This is a genomic window from Hydrogenophaga pseudoflava NBRC 102511 (genome assembly GCF_001592285.1).
In the GTDB taxonomy this organism is placed as follows: Bacteria; Pseudomonadota; Gammaproteobacteria; order Burkholderiales; family Burkholderiaceae_C; genus Hydrogenophaga; species Hydrogenophaga pseudoflava.
This window is the reverse complement of record NZ_BCWQ01000010.1, coordinates 113,373-128,607: the sequence shown is the minus strand read 5'-3', so window position 1 is coordinate 128,607 and position 15,235 is coordinate 113,373. Positions and strand designations below refer to the sequence as shown.

Here is a 15,235-nt window from a genome sequence, read left to right as displayed (position 1 = left end):
GGGCGCGCCATGACCGACAATCACGCCTTTGCCTCGACCGCACATTCCGCCGTGTCCCCGACCACCGCCACCCCGGATTCGACCGACTCCTCCCGCATGACACCCGACGAGCGCCGCGCCAGCGCCTCACTGGCCCTGGTGTTCGCGCTGCGCATGCTGGGCCTGTTCATCGTGCTGCCGGTGTTCGCGCTCGAGGCCGCCCGCCTGCCCGGCGGCGACGATCCGGCGCGGGTGGGCTTCGCCATGGGCCTGTATGGCCTGACCCAGGCCTTCCTCCAGATCCCCTTCGGCACCGCGTCCGACCGCTTCGGCCGCAAGCGCACCATCGTCGCCGGCCTGCTGCTGTTCGCGGTGGGCAGTGCCATCGCCGCCTGGGCGCCGGACCTCACCTGGCTGGCCGTCGGCCGCGCGGTGCAGGGCGCGGGCGCCATCTCGGCCGCGGTCACCGCCTTTCTGGCCGACGTCACGCGCGACGCCGTGCGCACCAAGGCCATGGCCATGGTGGGCGCCAGCATCGCGTTGATGTTCGCGCTGTCGCTGGTGATCGCCCCGCTGCTGGCCGGCTGGGTTGGCCTCTCGGGCATCTTCACCATGACCTGCGCGCTGGCGCTGCTGGGCATCGCCGTGGTGCTGTGGGTGGCACCACCCGAGCCGGTGGTTCACAAGCCGTCGGACATGCAGCAGGTGCGCGGCGGCCTGGGCGAGGTGCTGCGCCACGCCGGCCTGCTGCGCCTGAACCTGGGGGTGTTCGTGCTGCACGCGGTGCAACTGGCCATGTGGATGGCGCTGCCCGCGCTGCTGGTGGACGCCGGACTGGCCAAGGCGGACCACTGGCAGGTCTACCTGCCCGCGGTGGCGGCCTCGCTGCTGGTCATGGGCGGCGTGCTGTTCCCCATGGAGCGCAAAGGCCGGTTGCGCGCGGCCTTCCTGGTGTCCATCGGCCTGATCCTGGCGGTGCAGCTGGGCCTGTGGGCCGTGGCCGGCGCAGCACCGGGCCTGTGGACCCTGGGCGGCCTGCTGTTCGTGTTCTTCATCGGTTTCAACATGATGGAAGCCAGCCAGCCCAGCCTCGTGTCCAAGCTGGCGCCGGCCCATGCGCGCGGCGCCGCGCTGGGGGTCTACAACACGCTGCAGTCGGTGGGTTTCTTTGTCGGCGGCGCCGTCGGCGGCTGGCTGGCCCGCACCCAGGGGCCGACTGGCCTGTTCGCCGCCTGTGCGGTGGCGACGCTGGTCTGGTTCGTGGTGGCCTGGCCGATGAAGGCGCCCGCGCCGAAGGGCTGAAACACCGTTCCGGACTCAGCTGGCGCCGTCCGGCGGGGGCGCGGTTTCCTTCGCCTCCCGTGCGCGGGCCTGTGCTTCGCGCAGGGGCCGCATCATCAGCCCCGACAGCGTGCTGTAAAGCGGGCGGCTGATCAGACGCGCGATCAGGCTGGCGATCATGGCCGAGGCCATCAGGCTCAGCACCATCGGACGGCCGTCGATCATCTCCATCACGATGATGAACGAGGTCAGCGGCGCCTGCGTGGCCGCAGCCAGGAAGCCGGCCATGCCCATGGCGATCAGGCTCGGTGCCAGGGTCTGGAACTGCGCGCCCGCCACCAGCTGGGCCATGTCGTGGCCGACGCCGGCACCAATGGACAGCGAGGGCGCGAAGATGCCGCCGGGCACGCCGCTCCAGGTGGTCAGCCAGGTGGCGACGAATTTGAGCAGCACATACAGACGGGACGCGTCGCTCTCGCCGGCCAGCATGTGCCGCACTTCTTCGGCACCGGCCCCGAAGGTGGCGCCGTCCGTGACCAGGCCGATGATGGCGATCAGCAGCCCGCAGCCGGCGGCAAAGCGCACCGGGTACCGCTTGCGGAAGGCGCTGAAGCGGTCGGGCATGCCCGCCGCCGAGGCGGCCAGCAGCCGCGCAAACAGGCCGCCGAGCACACCACAGGCGATGGCCACCGACAGGCCGGGCAGCAGGGCGCCCCAGCCCAGCCGGGTCACGGCCACCGAACCGAAATAGCTGAGGTTGCCAAAAGCCGAAATGCTCACCAGGCCTGCCAGGACGATGGCCGCGATGATCAGGCCGCTGTTGCGCGACTCGAGTTTCTTGGACAGTTCCTCTATGGCGAACACCACGCCGGCCAGCGGCGCATTGAACGCTGCCGCGATGCCGGCCGCCCCGCCGGCGACCAGCAGGGCGTGATCGTTCATCCCCGAGCCGGGGCGCAGCCAGCGGCGCGCGTTGTGCATCACACCTGCGGCCACCTGCACGGAAGGCCCCTCGCGCCCGGCCGACAGTCCGGCGAGCAGGCTCATGGAGCCGAGCAGCATCTTGGCCACGGTCAGGCGGATCGACACGAACCGCTGGCGCATGTCGCGTGGCAGGTGGGGGTCGAGGGCCGTCATCACCTGCGGAATGCCGGAGCCGGCGGCGCCGGGCGCGAAGCGGCGTGTGGCCCAGACGATGAAGGCGGTCAATGCCGGGGTCCAGATCAGGACCGCCCAGGGCGACCGGGCATGCAGGTGCGCGAACCACTCGAAGGCGGTTTCGCTCATCAGGGTGAAGATCACCACGCACAGGCCGGCGGCAACGGCATAGGCCAGCACGATCGACCGGTCCAGCCAGCCCCGTCCGTCCGACAGCTCGTCCTGCAGGTTCTGGAAAAAGTCCGGCTCACCTTTCATGGGCCCCGCAGTGTAGAAGCAAGCGTGCCCCCGGCCGGTTTATCTCAGTTCACAGGTCGTCTTCGCGGGTCGGACGGCGGGGAAGAAGGGCACTTGCGGCACAATGTCCGACCGCCCCGGCGCCGTCGCGGCGCCTGGTTCCAGTTCAGCAGGGTTCATCCATGGCATCCGTCAACAAAGTCATCCTCGTCGGCAACTGCGGCCGCGACCCCGAAATCCGTTACCTGCCCTCGGGCCAGGCGGTGGCCAACGTGAGCGTGGCCACCTCCAGCCGGCGCAAGGACCGCAACAGCGGCGAGACCATCGAAGACACCCAGTGGCACCGCGTCACCTTCTACGACCGCCTGGCCGAAATCGCCGGCGAATACGTCAAGAAGGGCCGCCCGATCTATGTCGAAGGCCGCCTGAAGTACGGCACCTATGTGGACAAGGCCACCGGCGTGGAAAAGAACACCGTGGACATCATCGCCACCGAACTGCAGCTGCTCGGCGGCCGCGAAGGCATGGGCGGTGGCGACGAGGGCGGTGGTGGTGGCGGCTACAGCCGTCCGGCCGCCGCTCCGCGCCAGGCGCCCGCGCCCCGTCCGGCACCGGCCCCCGCTCCGGCGGCCGCCCGTCCGGCCAGTGGTTTCGACGACATGGACGACGACATCCCGTTCTGATTCGAAGGAGACGGCCCCACCGCTCACCAGGCCCGCTCCCTCTCCGGGGTGCGGGCTTTTTTGTCGGCTCGGCGCCGTATCAGGGTTCAAGTCCGGGGGCGAACTGCCGAGGTAACAGGCTTCATTTGGGTCATCGCATGCATCAGGAACAGCACGTGCTTCGGCAGGGCCTGCTCGAGCTGGCCGGCGACACCTCGGTCGGGCTGCGCTGCTGCGAGAACATGGTGTCCCGGCTCGGGCGGCTGCTGGGCGTCCGGTACGTGTTCGTGGGGGTCATCGGCCCGGGGGAGGATCAGACGGTCCACTCCCTGGCCACCGCCATCGGCGGCGCGCTCTCGCCCAACTTCAGCTACGACCTGTCGGGCTCTCCCTGCGAAAGCATCGTCGGCAAAGGCATGTGCGTCTACTCCGGCGACGTCTGCGCCGAGTTCCCGGAGGACGCGCTGCTCAAGGAGATGGGCGTCAGCAGCTACCTGGGGGCGCCCATCTTCGACACCCAGGGCCAGGGCATCGGGCTGCTGGTGCTGCTGGACGACAAGCTGCTGCCCGACTCCGCGGAGCTGCGGGCGCTGGTCCAGATGCATGCGGCGCGGGCCGGGGTCGAGATCGACCGCATGCGCTACGAGCAGCGGCTCGAATCCCTGTCGGCCTCGCTGACCCAGGAGGTCGCCCGGCAGACGGCCCATCTGGAAGAGGCCAACCGGCAGCTGGCCTCGTTTGCCTACTCCATTTCGCACGACCTGCGCACGCCCCTGCGGCACATGATGGGCTACGGCGAGCTGATGCTCGGACTGGACAGCGTCGGCCAGGACCCCGAAGCCCGAAGCTGTGTCGAGGCCGTGCTGCAGGCGGGGTCGAAGATGGCGGTCATGATGGAGGCGCTGCTCGACTACTCGAGCAACCGCCAGGCCGAGCCCCGTTGCCAGTGGGTCGACCTGCCGGCGCTGCTCGCGGACATCGCCGCCCAGCTGGTGGGCGGCGCCGACCGGCTGCCGCGGCTGGAGTGGCCTGACGAGGCGAGGGTGTGGGCCGATCCGGCGCTCATCCGCATCGTGTTCCAGAACCTGCTGGGCAACGCGATCAAGTACAGCAGCAAGCACCCCAGCCCGCGGGTCTCGGTCACCTGCAGCGCAGGCATCGACATGGACGAGATCGCGGTCGAGGACAACGGCATCGGGTTCGACATGCAGCACGCCGACCGTCTGTTTGGCGTGTTCCAGCGGCTGCATGCCGAAAGCGACTACCCCGGGCACGGCATCGGGCTGGCGAACGCCCTGGGCATCGTCCGGCGGCACGGCGGGCAGATCGGCTTCCACGCCCGCCCCAACGAGGGTGCGCGGTTCGTGGTGTCGCTGCCCAGACCGCCGCAGACCCGGGGCTGAGCCGCCTGTGCCGGGCCGGGTGACAGAGGGGTTTCGGCACAATCGCGCCATGGACACCGCCCAACCCCTGCTGCCAACCAACGACCCCCTGCGCGAGATGCTGCACAACGAGGTGCATGCCCGCCCGCCAGCGCGCATCCGGTTGCCGGCGCTGGTGGTGTTCATCGCCGTGACCAACGATGGCGTGAGCCGCGAGCAGGAGCTGGCGCACCTGCGCCGCCTGCCGGGCCAGCAGGACCTGCAGGCCGAGCAGCTCAGTGGCAGCTTCCTGCGCCTGCGGCTGCCGGGCTACACGCTCAAGTGGGAACGCCACACCGAATTCACCCGCTACTCGCTGGTGCAGCCGCTGCCCGAAGGCGCGCAGCTGGGCGCCCGCGACCCCGAACTGCTCTCGCACATCGTGCTGCCGGCCGACTGGCTGGCCGGCATCCCCGGGCGCACGATCGCGGCCATCAAGCTGGTGATGCTGCACGGCGACCTGGCGGACCCGCACGAGGCCCTGGCGCAGGGCCGCACCTGGCTGGGTGAGCACACCGTGGTGGCCTCGCTCATGGGCAACCAGTCCCATTCGATGGTGATCACCGACCTGATGCTGCGGGAGTCCGGCTACGAACGCATCCTGGTGGTGGCGCCGCCCGACACCACCGAAACCCGGGCCGGCCGCATCTCGCAGCGCCTGTTGGAGATCGAGACCTACCGCCTGCTGGCCCTGCGCGGCCTGCCGGTGGCCAAGCAGCTCGGCCCGTTCCTCTCGCGCTGCGAGGCGCAGCTGGCCGACATCACCGCCCATCTGGAGAGCAAGAGCGCCACCGACCAGAGCCTGCTCGACACCCTGGTGTCGCTGGCCGCGGGGGTGGAGCGCGCCATCGCGGAGCACGCCTACCGCTTCTCGGCCACGCGGGCCTACGACGGCCTGGTGGCGCAGCGCATCGCCGAACTGCGCGAGCAGCCGGTGCCGGGCACCCAGACGATCGGCGAGTTCATGCAGCGCCGGCTGTCACCGGCCATGGCCACGGTGCAGGCCACCGCGCAGCGCCTGGCCTCGCTGTCCGAGCGCATCACCCGCACCAGCGCCCTGCTGCGCACGCGGGTGGACATCGCCACCGAGGTGCAGAACCAGCAGCTGCTGGCCAAGCTGACCCGGGGCCAGGAACTGCAGCTGCGCCTGCAGAGCACGGTGGAAGGTCTGTCGATCGCGGCCATCTCGTACTACGTGATCAGCCTGATCCTCTACCTCGGCAAGGCGGGCAAGGAGATCGGCCTGCCCATCAAGCCGGAGCTGCTGGCCGGCGCGGCGATTCCGCTGGTGCTGTGGTCGGTCTGGTGGACGACGAAGAAGATCCACGAGAAGCTGCACGCGGATCATTGAGCCCCTGCGCCAACCTGGGGCGGCGCGGGGCGTTCAGCTGCACCCGTTGTGCTGCTTCCACAGCGTCTCATGGCCGATGGCCTTGGCGAAGGCCGGCACCTGGCATCGTTCGGCGTCGGCCGCTGACGTCTCGCCCGGCGTGGGCTTGAGGCCCATCTCTTCCAGCGTCGCCATGTCGTCAAAGCCCTGCAGCGGGCCGGTGCGGTCGACCCAGCCCTTGGCCGCCACGAGCACGGCGGCGAAGGCCAGCAGCACGGCCGCCTGCGGCAGCGGCAGGCCCCAGCCCTTCTTCTGCGCCGGCAGCTCGCACACCCCGCCCGGGCACAGCTGGGCCTGCTCCTTGTGGAACAGGTTGTAGAGCTTGCAGCCCAGGCAGATGCCGAAGGCGGTCTCGAAGAACATCAGCAGCAGGCAGCTGCCGCAGATGAGCATGTTCAGCGGCCCCATGTAGCGGTTGAACACCATCAGGTACAGCATGGCCAGGCCCAGCAGCAGGCCCAGGCCCCAGGCGAAGCGCTTCTGCGGCGCGCCCACCCATTCCGGTGCCTGGTGGCGCACGATCCAGCCGCCGGCGATCATGCTCGGCGCCCAGCGCGGGTTGAGCATGCGCAGTGTCATGTCGACCAGGAACACGATGATGAACAGGCGCGTGTACTGGAAGTTGCCCAGCAGGAAGGAGTGCATGAACGACACCACGGCCGGGAAGAACAGCAGGCCGGCGGCGGCGCGGACCATGCGCTCGTTGACGACGCGGACCGGGTAGCCCTCGACCTGCTCACCGAAGGCGAACAGGCTGTTTTCAAGTTTTTTCATGCATGCATCCTGATATTTGAATGGATACCTGGAACTCTAGACCGATCAGGACGTTCCCGCCACCGGGTTTCTGGCGGGGGGCCGGCGTGGGGTGGCCGTGGTGGGACGCACCCCCGCCCCACGAACCTCGATGCGCACCCGGTCCAGCACCTCGCCGCGGGCGTTGAGCAGTTCGATCTGGTGTTTGCCCGGCCAGGGCATCCACGCCACTTCTTGGCCCTTGCCCAGCGGCTGACCGTCGATGCGCCATCGCACGTGGCCGGCCTCGGCCCGGAGCGTCAGGCGCTGGTGGGCGGGCGGGATGTCGGGATCGATGGCGAGGATGGTGCCGGTGGCCGGGCTGAGGATGCGCGGGCGCAGTGCCGGCGCGCCGCTGTCGCTGTCCGTGCCCAGGGCGAACAGCGGCTGTTCGGTGCCGGCGATGAACCACTCGCGCCGCGCGGGTTCGAGCTGCTGGCCGAAACGCACGGCCTGCGCCACCACGCCGGCCGGCGGTGTCGGCGCGCGGCTGGGCTGGCGTTCGTGCAGCCAGCGCATCAGGCCGGCCCAGACCGGCGCCGCGCCGGTGGTGCCGCTCACGTCGCCCATGGGCGCGCCGCTGGCGTTGCCGACCCAGACGCCCACCGTGTAGCGCTGCGACCAGCCCACCGCCCAGTTGTCGCGCATGTCCTTGCTGGTGCCGGTTTTCACGGCGGTCCAGACGCGGGTGGCCAGCAGGCTGTCGGTGCCGAAGGTGGCGGCCCGCGCATTCGCGTCGGACAGGATGTCGCCCACGATGAAGGCAGCGCCGGGGTCGAGCACCGCCTCGCTGCGCACCGCCAGGCGCGGGCCGGCCAGCAGCGGCGCGACCGGTGCGTGGCGGCCCTGGTTGGCCAGCGTGCGGTAGGCGTTGGCCAGCGAGAGCAGGCTCACCTCGGGGCTGCCCAGCGCGAGGCCGAGGCCGTAGTAGTCGCCGCTTTCGCGCAGCGGCAGGCCCAGGCGCAGCAGCTGCACTGCGAAGTCCTCGGGCGAGACCATGGCCAGCGTGCGCACGGCCGGGATGTTCAGCGAGGAGGCGAGCGCGGTGCGCACCGAGACCCAGCCGCGGAAGTGCCGGTCGTAGTTCTGCGGGATGTAGAGGCCGCCCGCGGTCGGGATGTGCGTCGGCGCGTCCTCGATCAGCGAGGCCGCGCTCAGGCGCTTCTCGGCGAGAGCCTGGGCATAGAGAAAAGGCTTGAGCGTGGAGCCGGGCTGGCGCAACGCGGTCACGCCGTCGACCTCGGCCGCCTGGCTCAGCAGGCCCGACGAACCGACCCAGGCCAGCACCTCGCCGCTGGTGTTGTCGAGCACCACCACCGCGCCGTCTTCGACGCGCCGCCCCAGCAGCGAGCGCAGCTGGCGCTGCAGCAGGGTCTGCGCCTCGCGCTGCAGCGGCGCCCAGAGCGTGGTGCGGACCTGTGCCGGCACCGCGCGCGTGCCGGCCTGCTGGCGCCATTCCGCCAGCGCACGCCGCGCCGCGTGCGGGGCGTCGCCCTCGCTGGCGGCCCAGCGGCGGTCGCGCAGCACGCTGCCGGCCAGCAGCCGCACCGACAGGCAGTCGGCCTTCGCACCCTGGGCACGCGCCATGGCCTGCTGCACCTCGCAGGCGCGTGCGGCCACGCGCTCGGGCGCGGCGTTGGGCGCGCGCACCAGGGCGGCGGTGATCGCCGCTTCGTCCGCGTTCAGCCCGTGCGGCGCCTTGGCGAACAGGCTGCGCGCGAGCGCGTCGACGCCGACGATCTCGCCGCGGAAGGGCACGCGGTTGAGGTAGGCCTCCAGGATCTGGTCCTTGCGCCAGCGCGTCTCCAGCCACTGCGCCCACACCGCCTGCCCGGCTTTCTGCGTCCAGCGGCGGCCGTTGGCGCCGGCCTTGAGGTCGCTGTCCAGCAGGCCGGCCAGCTGCATGGTGAGGGTGGAGGCGCCGCGCGTGCGCGTGTTCCACAGGTTGCCCCAGGCGGCGGCCGCGACGGCCTGCCAGTCGACCCCGCTGTGTTCGTAGAAGCGCCGGTCCTCGCTGTAGACCAGGGCGCTGCGCAGCGCGGGCGAGACCTCGGGCAGCGCGACCCAGGCGCCCTGGCGCACCGTCGGGTCGGTGCGCTGGCGCTGCAGCAGCTCGCCGTGACGGTCGAGGAAACGGGTCTCGGAGGTCGGGTGCGCGGCCTTCACTTCGGCGAAGCTGGGCAGGGCGGCTGCCGGCCGCGCGAGGCCGCCGGCCAGCAACCCCACCAGCACCCAGCCCGGCAGTGCCCGCAGCTTCACTTGGCCTCCACCTTCATCGGCGCGTTGGGCAGCTCGCCGAACACCTCGGGCGCGTACATCGCCTCGACGCGCGTCGGTGGCAGCGCGAACAGGCCCACGTTGTTCAGCCGCACCGTGTACTCGGTCCTCAAGGTGCCGGCCGGCAGGTGGTCGTAGTAGCTGCGGAAGGCCTCGAAGCTGCGCTCCTCGAACACCGGCCAGCCGCGGCCCGAGCGCTTCTCGCCCGCAGTGGCGATGGCCGAGTCGCGGCCCAGGCCGCTGCCCAGCAGGGTGGCGCCGCCCGGGATCGGGTCGCTGAGCACCACCCAGGTCATGTCGGTGCTGGCGTTGACCTCGAGGGTGACTCGCAGCACGTCGCCCCGGCTGTAGCGCCCGGCCACGGCCTGCTCGACCGGGGTGATGGTCTTCTTGACCGTGTAGCCGGCCGAGACCGGCGCCTTGAGTTCGGTGGCTGCGAGCGCCTGCAGCGTGACCCAGGGCTTGCCGCTGCCCTGGTGCGTCACCGCGAGCGACGACGCGCCGTCTTTCGGCCAGGCCAGGGTGGCGCTGTTGTTGCGCCACGGGCCGGTGGATGTCTTGGGGTCGGCCTTGAAGGGGCCGACGGTGGCAAAGCCCGCGGCCACCGGCGCCTTGGGATCGGCGCGCGAAACCTTGCTCCAGTCGACCGCGGCGCTGGCGGCGCCCAGCGCGGCGCGGGTGCTGCCGGTCACCGGCACTGCCTCGAACCGCGCCGAGAACTTCTGCAGCGCCAGCCCGCCCCAGAGGTTGGCGGTCGTCGTCGACCAGGCGCCGCGCTGCTGGCGGCCGATGAAGCCGCTGGCGATGCGGCCCATGTCGTCTTTCCAGGCCGGGTCGTCCATCACGGCGAGCAGTAGGCGCGCGGTGTTGACGTCACCGTTCTGCATCAGCCACCACCAGCGGTCTTCGGCCTCGGTGCTGAAGACCAGCTTGCTGCCCTGGTACGACAGCCGCGCGCGCAGGATGTTGTTCGCCTCGGCCAGCTTTTCGTCGCGTTTGGGGATGTCGCTCACGCGGCGCAACACGTTGATCCAGTCGATCACCGCGTGCGTGGGCCACTGGTTGGGCGCAATCTCCACGCTCTGCAGCAGGCGCGCATTGGCCCGGCCGTGGCGCGAGAGCGCTTCCACCGCGGCGAGCTTGCGCAGGTTCAGGTCCTGGCGCGGGCTCCAGAAGCCGCGCTCGATCTTGCCGGTGACGAAGTTCTCCAGCCCGCGCAGCATGGCCGCGCGCGCCGTATCGGGCAGGGTCCAGGCCGGGTCGAGCGACGCCGCCTCGTGCGTGGCCGACAGGAGGTAGGCGGTCAGGGTGTCGCTGCCCGAGGGGCGGTCACCATCGCGCGGCGGGAAGTAGTTCGCCAGGCCGTCGCTGTCCAGGTAGGTCGGCAGCTGCGCCAGCACGGTTTGCCAGAGCCTGGCGTCGCGCAGGCCGATGGCCTTGGAGGCCTTCTGCTCCAGGCAGGCAAACGGGTAGTTGGTGAACCACTCGCGCACCGCCGGCAGGCCTTCGGCCAGCGTGGGCTGCAGGCTCATGCGCAGGCCGCCGCGCAGCGCGCCCTGGGCGTCGGTCAGCGCGTCCGCCGGAGTGGCCACCGGCACGGTCAGCGGGCCGTCGAGCTGGGCCAGCGTGGCCTGCCGCACCGTCAGCGGCACCGCCGGCAGCACGCGCTGGCTGAACTTGGCCGCGTCGCGTGCCTGGCCGTTCTGGTCCTGCGCCGTGACCTCCCACAGCAGCGCCTCGAAGCGGCCCAGGCCCAGCGGCACCGGGGCGGTCACGTCCCAGGCCAGCTCGCGGGTTTCGCCGGCGGGGATATCGACCGTCTGCGCGGGCGTCTCGACCAGGGTCGCGCGCGCGCTCACATTCACCTTCATCGGCCGCGCCGTGGTGTTGCGCAGGCTGAACTGCGCCATGAAGCGGTCGCCCTCGCGCACCAGTGGCGGCAGGCCGCTGATGATCTGCAGGTCCTGGGTGGCGCGGAACTTGGCCTGGCCGGTGCCGAACAGGCCCGGGCCCGAATCGGCGATGGCCACCACCTGGAAGCTGCTGATCGCGTCGTTCAGCGGCACCTTCACCGTGGCGCGGCCCTGGGCATCGAGCACCACCGAGGGCTGCCACAGCAGCAGGGTGTCGAACAGTTCGCGCGTCGGGCTGTGGCCGCCGCCGCCGCCGGCCGATATCGCCTTGCGGCCGTAGTGGCGCCGGCCGATGATTTCCATCTGCGCGGTCGCCGTTTCGACGCTCCAGTTCCGCCGCTGCCACAGGCCGGCCAGCAGGTCCCAGCTGTCGTTCGGTCCCAGCTCCAGCAGGGCCTGGTCGACCACCGCCAGCGCCACCTCGGCGTGGGCCGCGGGCTGGCCGTTGGGCAGCCTGGCCTGGATGCTGACCTGTGCGGTGCCGCGCACCGGGTAGGCCTCGCGGTCGGTGGCGACGCTGACTTTGATCTCGTGCGCCGCCGTGCCGACCTTCAGCTCAGCCACGCCCAGCCGGTAGGCCGGCTTGCTCAGGTCGACCAGCGCGGTCGGCGCCACGTATTCCTTGCCCTCGTACCAGAACGCGGTCCACCACTCGCGCGGCGCCTGGTAGCCCCAGGTGAAGAAGCTGTACCAGGGCACCTCGCGCAGCCGCCCGCGCAGCGCCATCACGCTCACGTACACGTTCGGTCCCCAGCCGGGCTCGACCTTGAGGGCTATGGTCGGGTCTTCGCCGTTGAGCTGCACCACCTTGGTGTCGAGGATGCCCTCGCGCTCGATGCTGACCAGGGCGGTCGCGAAGCGGAACGGCATCCGCACCTGCAGCCGCGCGGTCTCGCCGGGTTCGTAGCGCTTCTTCTCGGGCACCACGTCCATGCGGTCGTGGTCCTCGCCGCCGAACCAGAGTTCGCCCTGGCGCGTGACATAGACCGAGGCGGCGCTCTGGTGGCGGTGGCCCTCGCGGTCCTTGGCCACCACGGTCAGCTCGACCTCGCCCGCGTCGTCGAGTTCGGCCTCGCACAGCAGCAGGCCGCGCGCGTCGCTCTTGCCCGAACAGACGCTGCCCAGGTCCTTGGAGGTGGTCTTGTTGTCGTAGGTGTAGAAGCCGCCGACCATGCGCTTGCGCGTGGTGGTCGTCGTCCGGACCGAGGCGCGCACCTCCAGCGGCACATTGGCCGCCGGCTTGCCGTCCAGCGTGAGCGCCAGCGCCTGGAAGCGCGCCTGCTGCCGGGTCGAGACCCAGCCTTCGGTCTTGATGCCCGCGACCACCGCGGCCGGCCAGAGCGTGGTGACGTGGCGCAGGGTCTGGGTCTCGCCGTTGGGGTCGGCGTAGCTGGCCTCGATCAGCAGCTGCTGAGGCGCGGTCACGGCCGGCAGGTCCTTGATCTGTGTGCGGCCGCGGCCGTTCCTGTCCAGCGTCAGCGGCAGCTTGTCGGCCACCAGCTTCTGCGCCGCGTCGGCGCCGTCCTCGCCCTCGTCACGGCCTTCCTGCACGCGGTTGCTGGCGCGCGGGGGTTCGAAGCTGAAGCCCTCGTAGCCGGGGAAGGACAGCGGCTGGCGGCGCATCAGTGCGGACACCTGGGTGGCGAGGTTGCCCGCGCCGCCGCCCGAGAGGTAGCTCACCTGCAGGTCGACCGGCGTGGCCGTCGCCGCCACCAGCGGCTTCTTGTCGTTGGCGCTGAGCTGGCCCTGCAGCACCGGCAACCGGAACTCCTCGACCCGGAACTGCGCGCTGTCCAGGATCTCGGTGCCCTGGCGGCCCAGCGACTGCGAGAGCTGCACCGTGTAGACGCCCAGCCGCGCCGAGGGCGGGATGGCGAACTCGCTGGTCGCGCTCAGGCCGCCGGTCGGCGTCTTGCGCCAGGCCACGGGCTGGCGGAACTCCTGGCCGCTGCCCTGGTGGGTGATGATCAGTTCGCCGCTCTTGAGCTCGGGCACGTGCAGGCCCTTCATGTCCTCGGTGCGCAGGAAGTGCTTCATCGACAGCGTCTCGCCCGCGCGCAGCAGGGCGCGGTCGAGCACGGTGTGGGCGCGCTGCGTGGCGCTGGCGAGGTCGCCCGTGGGCAGGTCGAAGCGCCAGGCCTCGATGCCGCGGTTCCAGTCGCTCCAGGTGAAGGCCAGGTCGTCCACGCCGTCGGCCGACTTGGCGCGCGCGCTGACGAACCAGGCGCCACCGTACTCGCCGTCTTCGGCCTCGCCGTTCTGGCACACCGGCGCGCGGCCGGGGATGCCGTCGAGCTTCACCACGCCCTGCGCGTCGGTCTGGCCCTTGGCCACCGGCTTGCCGCGGCAGTCAGAGACCTGCACCGCCGCGCCGGCGACCGGTTGGCCCTTGTCCAGCGTGGTGACCCAGGCCAGCGCGTTCTCGCGCCCGAGCTTGAAGTGAACGCCCAGGTTGGTCACCAGCGCCGAGCTGCGCACGTACATCGTGCGGCCCTCGCCGTGGCGCTCGTCCAGCAGCGAACGGCCCAGCCGCGGCGAGGCGATCTCGACCACGTGGAAGCCCGGCGGCAGCGGAATGCCCACCACCTCCATCGGGCGCGGGTCGCCCGCCGCCGCCTGGGGCAGGTCCAGCGGCTTCACGCCCGGCAGGCCCTGCAGCAGGCCGAGCATGCGCGACTCGACCCAGTCCCGGTTGTCCTTGTCGATCACCTGGGGCAGCGGCGTCTTCGCCCACTGCGCGGCCAGCTTGCGCTCCACCGTGCCCCCGTGGAACGTGGCGACGCGCTGGTACCAGGCAATGATGTCGGCGTCGCTGGAGAGCCGGAGGTCGCTGACCTTGCTGCCGGACACCGCCAGGCCCAGGGCCTTGAGCCCGGGCTCGACGTTGCGCACGGTGATGGGCAGCAGGGCGGTGCCGCCGGGTTCGGCCAGCCGCTCGACCACGCCGAAGGGCGCAGCCGCGAACTTCACCAGCGGCGGCATCAGGCCGGTCGCCACCTTGAGCGGGAACTGGCCGGCGTTGGCCGGCGCGCGGCCCGAGGCGTCGACCAGGCCCTTGGGCAACTCGACGGTGTAGCTGGCCTTCTCGGTCAGCGTGGGCGGAAAGTCCACGCCGTCCACCGCGTCCTCGCCCTGTGCGCCGTCCTCCAGCTTGGGCGGGAGCGCCTCGCCACCCGCGGCGGGCCTGAGCCGGATCTCTTGCGCCTGCTGGGCGGTGACTGGGGCGTTGAAGCGCAAGGACATGCCGCGCAGCGGCAGGCAGGGCGACTGCGCGTTTTCGCGCTCGCAGCTGAACGTGACTTTGAAGGGTTCGCGCACGGTGAAGTTCAGGCGCTGGTCCTGGCGCGTGGCCACGCCGCTCGGTGTCGCCACGCCCTTGCCCAGCACCAGCTTCACCTTGGCGGCGGGGGTGAGCTGGCGCTGGCAGGCCAGGGCCACCACCTGGTCGGCTGGAATGTCCTTGCGGTTCCAGCCGCGCGCCCGGACCAGCTGGTCGCGTTCGGCGCCGGTGATCAGCTTGACCGCAAGGCGCTCGCCCAGCCCGTCCATGCCGCACCAGGCGTGGGCCTGCACGCTCTCGGGCGACACCGCGCCGTTGAAGCGCAGCAGGAAGTACTGGCCTTCTTCGATGGTCTGACCGTCGGACGGGACGCTCTGGCGCACCACCGGACCGCCGGTCTCGAAGGCAAAGCTCTGTTGGCCGGCCAGTGGTTTGCCATCCAGCGCCACGAAGCCCGGCGCCACCTGCAGCGTGCACTTCACGCCCGGCGGGAGCATCTGCTGGAAGTCGTGCACCCAGCGGCGCTCGTTGAGCCAGCGACCGGTGCCCGCCGAGGCCTGGGGCTCGTTGCAGCTGAGCTGCAGCGGCGCGGCCGCGTTCGGGTTGCCGAAGGCCACCGCGGGCGCGTCGAAATTCGCCACCACCTGCCGCACCCGGGCCACCTCGCCCTGCGGGCTCAGGCCGGTGATCTGCACCGCCCACGCACCACCGGCCGCCGCCAGACCACCCACGATTCCCACCAGCGCACTGCGCACACGGAACACCATGCTGCCACCCCGACCCTTGTTGGAATGGGTGGGAGCCTAACGCAGATGCCCCGGCGTGGGCAGTCTCGATGGACCACC

At 71.1% G+C, this 15,235-nt stretch carries 8 protein-coding genes; 4 read left to right on the top strand and 4 right to left on the bottom strand.

The genetic code is table 11. The features are described from left to right. The first annotated feature begins 96 nt into the window (after positions 1 to 96). Positions 97 to 1,281 (top strand): MFS transporter, encoded by a 1,185-nt coding sequence (locus HPS01S_RS13610; RefSeq protein ID WP_066157172.1) that lies wholly within the window; start codon positions 97 to 99, stop codon positions 1,279 to 1,281. A 15-nt stretch (positions 1,282 to 1,296) separates the two neighbouring features. Here the strand turns inward: HPS01S_RS13610 and HPS01S_RS13605 are convergent, their stop codons facing one another. Further along, the gene (locus HPS01S_RS13605; RefSeq protein WP_084397366.1) at positions 1,297 to 2,676 is read right to left on the bottom strand and encodes a chloride channel protein; all 1,380 of its coding nucleotides are present in this window, start codon (positions 2,674 to 2,676) and stop codon (positions 1,297 to 1,299) included. 161 nt (positions 2,677 to 2,837) lie between these two features. Between HPS01S_RS13605 and ssb the strand changes: the two genes are divergently transcribed. The 3 genes from ssb to HPS01S_RS13590 all read left to right on the top strand — a co-directional run bounded on the left by ssb (position 2,838) and on the right by HPS01S_RS13590 (position 6,089). Then, a complete protein-coding gene (gene ssb, locus HPS01S_RS13600; RefSeq protein ID WP_066156964.1) occupies positions 2,838 to 3,338 on the top strand; it encodes a single-stranded DNA-binding protein in 501 nt (166 codons plus the stop codon). Positions 3,339 to 3,475: 137 nt separating this feature from the next. Continuing rightward, complete coding sequence (locus HPS01S_RS13595) at positions 3,476 to 4,720, top strand: sensor histidine kinase (protein ID WP_066156960.1); 1,245 nt, start codon at positions 3,476 to 3,478, stop codon at positions 4,718 to 4,720. A gap of 49 nt (positions 4,721 to 4,769) precedes the next feature. Next, entirely contained in the window at positions 4,770 to 6,089 is a 1,320-nt protein-coding gene (locus HPS01S_RS13590; protein WP_066156957.1) for a DUF3422 family protein, read from the top strand. Between the two features lie 33 nt (positions 6,090 to 6,122). Here the strand turns inward: HPS01S_RS13590 and HPS01S_RS13585 are convergent, their stop codons facing one another. From HPS01S_RS13585 to HPS01S_RS13575, 3 genes are read right to left on the bottom strand one after another with little or no spacing between them, the layout of a single operon-like run. Next, on the bottom strand, positions 6,123 to 6,902 hold the full coding sequence (locus HPS01S_RS13585; RefSeq protein WP_066156953.1) for a DUF4395 domain-containing protein: 780 nt from the start codon (positions 6,900 to 6,902) through the stop codon (positions 6,123 to 6,125). Between the two features lie 45 nt (positions 6,903 to 6,947). Then, entirely contained in the window at positions 6,948 to 9,173 is a 2,226-nt protein-coding gene (gene pbpC, locus HPS01S_RS13580; RefSeq protein ID WP_255284215.1) for a penicillin-binding protein 1C, read from the bottom strand. 2 nt (positions 9,174 to 9,175) lie between these two features. Continuing rightward, positions 9,176 to 15,157: an alpha-2-macroglobulin family protein gene (locus HPS01S_RS13575; protein ID WP_066156946.1), complete on the bottom strand. Its 5,982-nt coding sequence runs from the start codon at positions 15,155 to 15,157 to the stop codon at positions 9,176 to 9,178. Positions 15,158 to 15,235 lie beyond the last annotated feature (78 nt).

Excerpts from the sequence above, each read along its gene's own strand:
- HPS01S_RS13590 (WP_066156957.1), top strand. The coding sequence starts at position 4,770 with ATGGACACCGCCCAACCCCTGCTGCCAACCAACGACCCCCTGCGCGAG.
- ssb (WP_066156964.1), top strand. The coding sequence starts at position 2,838 with ATGGCATCCGTCAACAAAGTCATCCTCGTCGGCAACTGCGGCCGCGAC.
- HPS01S_RS13610 (WP_066157172.1), top strand. The coding sequence starts at position 97 with ATGACACCCGACGAGCGCCGCGCCAGCGCCTCACTGGCCCTGGTGTTC.
- HPS01S_RS13585 (WP_066156953.1), bottom strand. The coding sequence starts at position 6,902 with ATGAAAAAACTTGAAAACAGCCTGTTCGCCTTCGGTGAGCAGGTCGAG.
- HPS01S_RS13575 (WP_066156946.1), bottom strand. The coding sequence starts at position 15,157 with ATGGTGTTCCGTGTGCGCAGTGCGCTGGTGGGAATCGTGGGTGGTCTG.
- HPS01S_RS13595 (WP_066156960.1), top strand. The coding sequence starts at position 3,476 with ATGCATCAGGAACAGCACGTGCTTCGGCAGGGCCTGCTCGAGCTGGCC.
- HPS01S_RS13605 (WP_084397366.1), bottom strand. The coding sequence starts at position 2,676 with ATGAAAGGTGAGCCGGACTTTTTCCAGAACCTGCAGGACGAGCTGTCG.